This window comes from Pseudomonas sp. 24 E 13, assembly GCF_900004715.1.
GTDB lineage: Bacteria > Pseudomonadota > Gammaproteobacteria > Pseudomonadales > Pseudomonadaceae > Aquipseudomonas > Aquipseudomonas orientalis_A.
This window is the reverse complement of sequence record NZ_CVTO01000141.1, coordinates 1-5,168: the sequence shown is the minus strand read 5'-3', so window position 1 is coordinate 5,168 and position 5,168 is coordinate 1. Positions and strand designations below refer to the sequence as shown.

At 63.1% G+C, this 5,168-nt stretch carries 7 protein-coding genes; all 7 read right to left on the bottom strand.

Translation table 11 applies throughout. The features are described 5' to 3' along the window. Positions 1 to 279: 279 nt before the first annotated feature. Positions 280 to 672 carry a DUF2802 domain-containing protein gene (locus BFP90_RS19000; RefSeq protein WP_065888355.1) on the bottom strand — a complete coding sequence of 131 codons (393 nt, stop codon included), beginning with the start codon at positions 670 to 672 and terminating at the stop codon, positions 280 to 282. Continuing rightward, positions 673 to 1,155 (bottom strand): chemotaxis protein CheW, encoded by a 483-nt coding sequence (locus BFP90_RS18995; RefSeq protein ID WP_057721368.1) that lies wholly within the window; start codon positions 1,153 to 1,155, stop codon positions 673 to 675. Between the two features lie 78 nt (positions 1,156 to 1,233). Further along, on the bottom strand, positions 1,234 to 2,025 hold the full coding sequence (locus tag BFP90_RS18990; protein WP_065891599.1) for a CheW domain-containing protein: 792 nt from the start codon (positions 2,023 to 2,025) through the stop codon (positions 1,234 to 1,236). Further along, the gene (locus tag BFP90_RS18985) at positions 2,025 to 2,813 is read right to left on the bottom strand and encodes a ParA family protein (RefSeq protein ID WP_065888353.1); all 789 of its coding nucleotides are present in this window, start codon (positions 2,811 to 2,813) and stop codon (positions 2,025 to 2,027) included. Before BFP90_RS18985 ends, BFP90_RS18990 begins: the two co-directional genes overlap by 1 nt. A gap of 50 nt (positions 2,814 to 2,863) precedes the next feature. Continuing rightward, entirely contained in the window at positions 2,864 to 3,751 is an 888-nt protein-coding gene (gene motD / locus BFP90_RS18980; protein WP_065888352.1) for a flagellar motor protein MotD, read from the bottom strand. 142 nt (positions 3,752 to 3,893) lie between these two features. Beyond that, positions 3,894 to 4,634, bottom strand: coding sequence for a flagellar motor protein (locus tag BFP90_RS18975; protein ID WP_065888351.1), 741 nt, complete (start codon positions 4,632 to 4,634; stop codon positions 3,894 to 3,896). Then, a partial coding sequence (locus tag BFP90_RS18970; protein WP_305118405.1) for a chemotaxis protein CheB occupies positions 4,634 to 5,168 on the bottom strand: 535 nt, incomplete at its 5' end. The genes BFP90_RS18975 and BFP90_RS18970, both read right to left, overlap by 1 nt.

Here is a 5,168-nt window from a genome sequence, read left to right as displayed (position 1 = left end):
GCCGGGTTGCCCACGGATTCAAGCCTGCGTTCGGCCAGCGTGGTTTAACGGGGCGCCTAAGATCAAAAGCCAGATCAAGAGCGACTCGCTTCGCATCGTGGTTACGGTTGGGCGCTGCTGAGTTGGGTAGATACCTATGCCCCGATAGCGGTGTGTCAGCCAGCCAGTGTTCAGCTGACACACCGCCATCGGGGGCAAGCCCCCTCCCACACTGGATCGAGGACAGCCGCCAGATCGCCGCTGGCCCCTCCCACATTGAACCGAGCAAGCCAGCCCGAATCAGCTCTTGTGCAACTTGCTCATCAACTGCGCTTCGGCATGGGTCAGGCCGCACGACTGGGTCAGTTCGTCCACCGTCGCGCCCATGCCCACCAGCTTGGCCGCCTGGGCGAACGACAGGTTGGCAGGATCGCGCTGTTCCAACTGCACCAGCTTGTCCGGCAACGGCCCGAGAATCGCGCGCAGTTCATGCACCTCATCGCCTACCCGCACCGCAGTCTGCTGGAAATGATCGACGCGTTTGACCAGCTCCAGAATGCGCCGGTCACGCACCGCATCGCGCTCGGCCTGTTGCAGGACCGACTCGCGTTGCTGGCGCATGTAGCGCAGCAGGAATGCCAAGGTCCCGGCCCACAACAGGGCCAGGACAATCACCGCCGCCTCAAGGAACAATCAGATGCTCTCCAGTTCCGACCACTCTTCTTCGCTCATCATTTTGTCCAGCTCAACCAGAATCAACAGCTCGTTGTTCTTGTTGCACACGCCCTGGATAAACTTGGCGGATTCTTCGTTGCCCACGTTCGGCGCGGTTTCCACTTCCGATTGGCGCAGGTAGACCACTTCGGCGACGCTGTCGACCATGATCCCGACCACTTGCTTGTCGGCTTCGATGATGACGATGCGCGTGTTGTCGTTGACATCGGTCGGTGCCAGGCCGAAGCGCTGGCGGGTGTCGATCACCGTCACCACGTTGCCGCGCAGGTTGATGATGCCCAGCACATAGCTCGGTGCACCCGGTACCGGGGCGATCTCGGTGTAGCGCAGCACTTCCTGCACGCGCATCACGTTAATGCCGTAGGACTCGTTGTCCAGTTTGAAGGTCACCCATTGCAGGATCGGATCATCCAAACCTTGTGCGGACGCTGACTTGTTCATCTTTCTGACCCCTCAAATGCCGCTATCGACGGCGTGTGTGCTAATGGGCCGCGCAACCGCACGACCTTTATTGTCCAATCAACTGCGTTTGTTCTGCGCCATCGTCTTGACTGCGCCACTGGCGATCAACTCGGCCAGTTCGGCGACGTCGAGCAATGCGCACATGTGTTCGATCACGGTGCCCGCCAACCACGGCCGTTGGCCACGGTGGCTGCGCCATTTGATTTCGTTCGGGTCCAGGCGCAACGAGCGGCTGACTTGATGCACTGCCAGCCCCCACTCGTAACCCTGCACGGAGATCACGTACTGCAGGCCCTGTTGAAAATCGTCACGGTAGCGGTCGGGCATCACCCAGCGCGCCGTGTCCAGCACCTTGAGATTGCCGGCCTGGCTGGGCAGGATGCCGAGAAACCACTCCGGCTGCCCGAACAGTGGCGTCAGCTCCTGGCCTTCCAGGGAATAGATCGAGCCCAGGCACACCAGCGGCACCGCCAGGGTCAAGCCGGCCACATCGAACAACAGGCATTCGAACGGCTCGGCGGCCCAGGACGGGCGACCGTCACCGGTCACCGGCGGCGGCGTGATGCTCGGCGGCAGGTGCACTTGCACGATCGGCTCGACCACCACCGGCGCCACCCCCTCAGGCGTGATCGGCAGCACCACGGGCAGCGCTTCGACCCGGGCGTCGCGGGCCTGCTCCTCGAGCACCGCCAACTGGAACTCATCCAGCGCCGCTTCGACCTCAATGACCGGCTCCGGCACCAGGATCGGTTCCGGCAGTTCTTCGGCGGTCGCGTCCTGCAGCAAGGCATCCAGGTAGGATTCCAGTGCCAGTTGCGGCCGGGTCTTGTATTGGACGGGACGGTTCATCACGCCACCTGCGCCACAAGTTGCTGGGACAGCAGGTGCTTGAGCAACGCCCGATACGCCAGTACGCCACGGCTCTTGCCGTCGAACTGCGACGGCGTAAGCCCCGCGCGGCTGGCGTCGCGCAGGCGCGTGTCCACCGGGATGTAGCCATTCCAGATGCTGTCCGGGTAGCCATCGCGCAGTACGCGCAGGGTGCCGAGGGACGCCTGGGTACGTCGGTCGAACAAGGTCGGCACGATGCTGTACGGCAGCGCCTGTTTGCGCGAACGGTTGATCATCGCCAGGGTGCTGACCATGCGCTCCAGGCCTTTGACGGCCAGGTGCTCGGTCTGTACCGGGATGACCAGTTGCTGGCTGGCCGCCAAGGCATTGACCATCAGCACGCCGAGCAAGGGCGGGCTGTCGATGATCGCGTAATCGAAGTCCTGCCACAGTTGCGCCAGGGTCTTGGCGATCACCAGGCCCAGGCCGCTCTGGCCCGGCGACTGGCGTTCAAGGGTGGCCAGGGCGGTGCTGGACGGCAACAGCGAAATACTGTCACTGCTGGTGGGCAGCAGCAGTTGCCGGGGCAAGTCGCTCGGCACGCTGCCCTTGTGCAGGAACAGGTCGTAGCAACTGTGTTCCAGCGCATCCGGGTCGTAGCCGAAATAGCTGGTCATGGAGCCGTGGGGGTCGAGGTCGACCACGACCACGCGCTTGCCCGCCTCGGCCAGCAAGCCGGCTAAAGCGATGGAAGTGGTGGTCTTGCCGACTCCACCCTTTTGATTGGCAACTGCCCAGACTCTCATTCGGTTGATTCCTCCCGGTGGGCACAGGCGCGACCGAGACATTGCATAGGTTATTGAGCCGGTGACGGAGAATTGACGGAGCTTGTCCGCACCGGCGGTTTTGCAGGGGCCGGTGCAGTTTGTGTGCCAGCGCGCCGCAATGCCGCATCCGGTGTTGCATTTGCTGTGCCGGTGCCGGTCAGGCTGCGGCGTACATCCAGGTTACGTGACACCACCAGCACCACGCGCCGGTTGCGCCCGCGGCCTTCGGCCGTGGCGTTATTGGCCACCGGCTGGAATTCACCGTAGCCCACCGACGCCAGGCGCTGGGGGTTGACCCCCTGCATCGCGAGCATGCGCACGATACTCGCCGCGCGCGCCGAGGACAGTTCCCAGTTGGTCGGGTACTGCGCAGTGCTGATCGGCACATTGTCGGTAAAGCCTTCGACGTGAATCGGGTTTTCAAACGGCCTGAGGATCGCCGCCACCTTATCGATGATGGTGAAGGCCTGGTCGCTCGGCAACGCATCGGCGCTGGCGAACAACAGGCTGGAATTGAGCTCGATCTCCACCCACAACTCATTGCCGCGCACGGTCATCTGATTGGACTTGATCAGGTCACCGAACGCGGCGCTGATATCGTCGGCGATGCTTTTGAGCGGGTCGCTGGTACCGCCGATGCCGGCGGCGGTTTCATCGCTGTCGTTGACCAGTGGCTTGGCCGGCGTCACCGTCTTGGGCCGTTCTTCGCCAATGGGAATCGGCTTGAGCGCGCGCTCGGAATCGTTGAACACCCCGACCAATGCCTGGGAAATGATCTTGTACTTGCCTTCGTTGATCGACGAGATCGAGTACATCACCACGAAAAACGCAAACAGCAAGGTGATGAAGTCCGCGTAGGACACCAGCCAGCGTTCATGGTTGACGTGCTCTTCAGGCTCGCGACGGCGACGGCTCACAGGCGCTCCCCTCCACACACCGAATCACCTGTAGGAGCGAGCTTGCTCGCGAAAAACCCGAGAGCAACGCGTTTATCCAGGACACCCGCGTTATCGTTGACGATTTTCGCGAGCGAGCTCGCTCCTACAGTGTTCATACCCATCAATCCGAGAAGCCCTGGAGCTTCAGTTCGATGGAGCGCGGGTTTTCGCCCTCGGCAATCGACAGGATGCCTTCGAGCAGCATTTCGCGGTAGCGGGACTGGCGCATGGCAATCGACTTGAGCTTGCTTGCCACCGGCAGCAGCACCAGGTTGGCGCTGGCCACGCCATAGATGGTGGCAACAAACGCCACGGCAATGCCGCTGCCCAGTTGCGAAGGGTCAGCCAGGTTGCCCATCACGTGGATCAGGCCCATCACCGCGCCGATGATGCCGATGGTCGGCGCGTAGCCGCCCATGCTTTCAAACACTTTGGCCGCATTGATATCGCGGCTTTCCTGGGTGTAGAAATCCACCTCGAGGATGCTGCGGATCGCTTCCGGTTCGGCGCCGTCGACCAGCAGCTGCAGGCCCTTGCGTGCATAGCTGTCGGGCTCGGCATCAGCCACGCCTTCCAGGCCCAGCAAGCCTTCCTTGCGGGCGGTGAGGCTCCAGTTGACCACACGGTCGATGCCGCCTGCCATGTCGACCCGTGGCGGAAAAATGATCCAGATCAGAATCTGCATGGCGCGCTTGAACGAGCTCAGCGGCGACTGCAGCAACGCAGCGCCCACGGTGCCGCCGATCACGATCAGCGCCGCCGGGCCGTTGGCCAGGGCGCCGAGGTGGCCGCCCTCCAGGTAGTTGCCGCCGATGATGGCGACAAACGCCAGGGTGATGCCGATCAGGCTCAAGACATCCATCAGAGGCAGGCCTCCACCAGATGCTTGCCGATGTCGTCCAGGCTGTAGACCGCGTCAGCCAGGTCGGCCTTGACGATGGCCATGGGCATGCCATAGATCACACAACTGGCTTCGTCCTGGGCCCAGATGGCGCTGCCGCCCTGCTTGAGCAGGCGCGCGCCTTCACGGCCGTCGGCGCCCATGCCGGTGAGCACCACCGCCAGAACTTTGTCGCCATAGGACTTGGCCGCCGAACCGAAGGTGATGTCCACGCACGGCTTGTAGTTCAGGCGCTCGTCGCCCGGCAGGATCTTGATCGCCCCACGGCCGTCCACCATCATCTGCTTGCCGCCCGGCGCCAGCAGCGCCAGGCCGGGGCGCAGGATGTCACCGTCCTCGGCTTCCTTGACGCTGATGCGGCACAGCTTGTCCAGACGCTCGGCGAAGGCCTTGGTGAAGGCGGCGGGCATGTGCTGCACCAGCACGATCGGCGCGGGGAAGTTGGCCGGCAGTTGGGTCAATACACGCTGCAAGGCCACCGGCCCGCCGGTGGAC

Coding starts and splice junctions, on each gene's coding strand:
- BFP90_RS18990 (WP_065891599.1), bottom strand. CDS start 2,025: ATGAACCGTCCCGTCCAATACAAGACCCGGCCGCAACTGGCACTGGAA.
- BFP90_RS18985 (WP_065888353.1), bottom strand. CDS start 2,813: ATGAGAGTCTGGGCAGTTGCCAATCAAAAGGGTGGAGTCGGCAAGACC.
- BFP90_RS18995 (WP_057721368.1), bottom strand. CDS start 1,155: ATGAACAAGTCAGCGTCCGCACAAGGTTTGGATGATCCGATCCTGCAA.
- BFP90_RS18975 (WP_065888351.1), bottom strand. CDS start 4,634: ATGGATGTCTTGAGCCTGATCGGCATCACCCTGGCGTTTGTCGCCATC.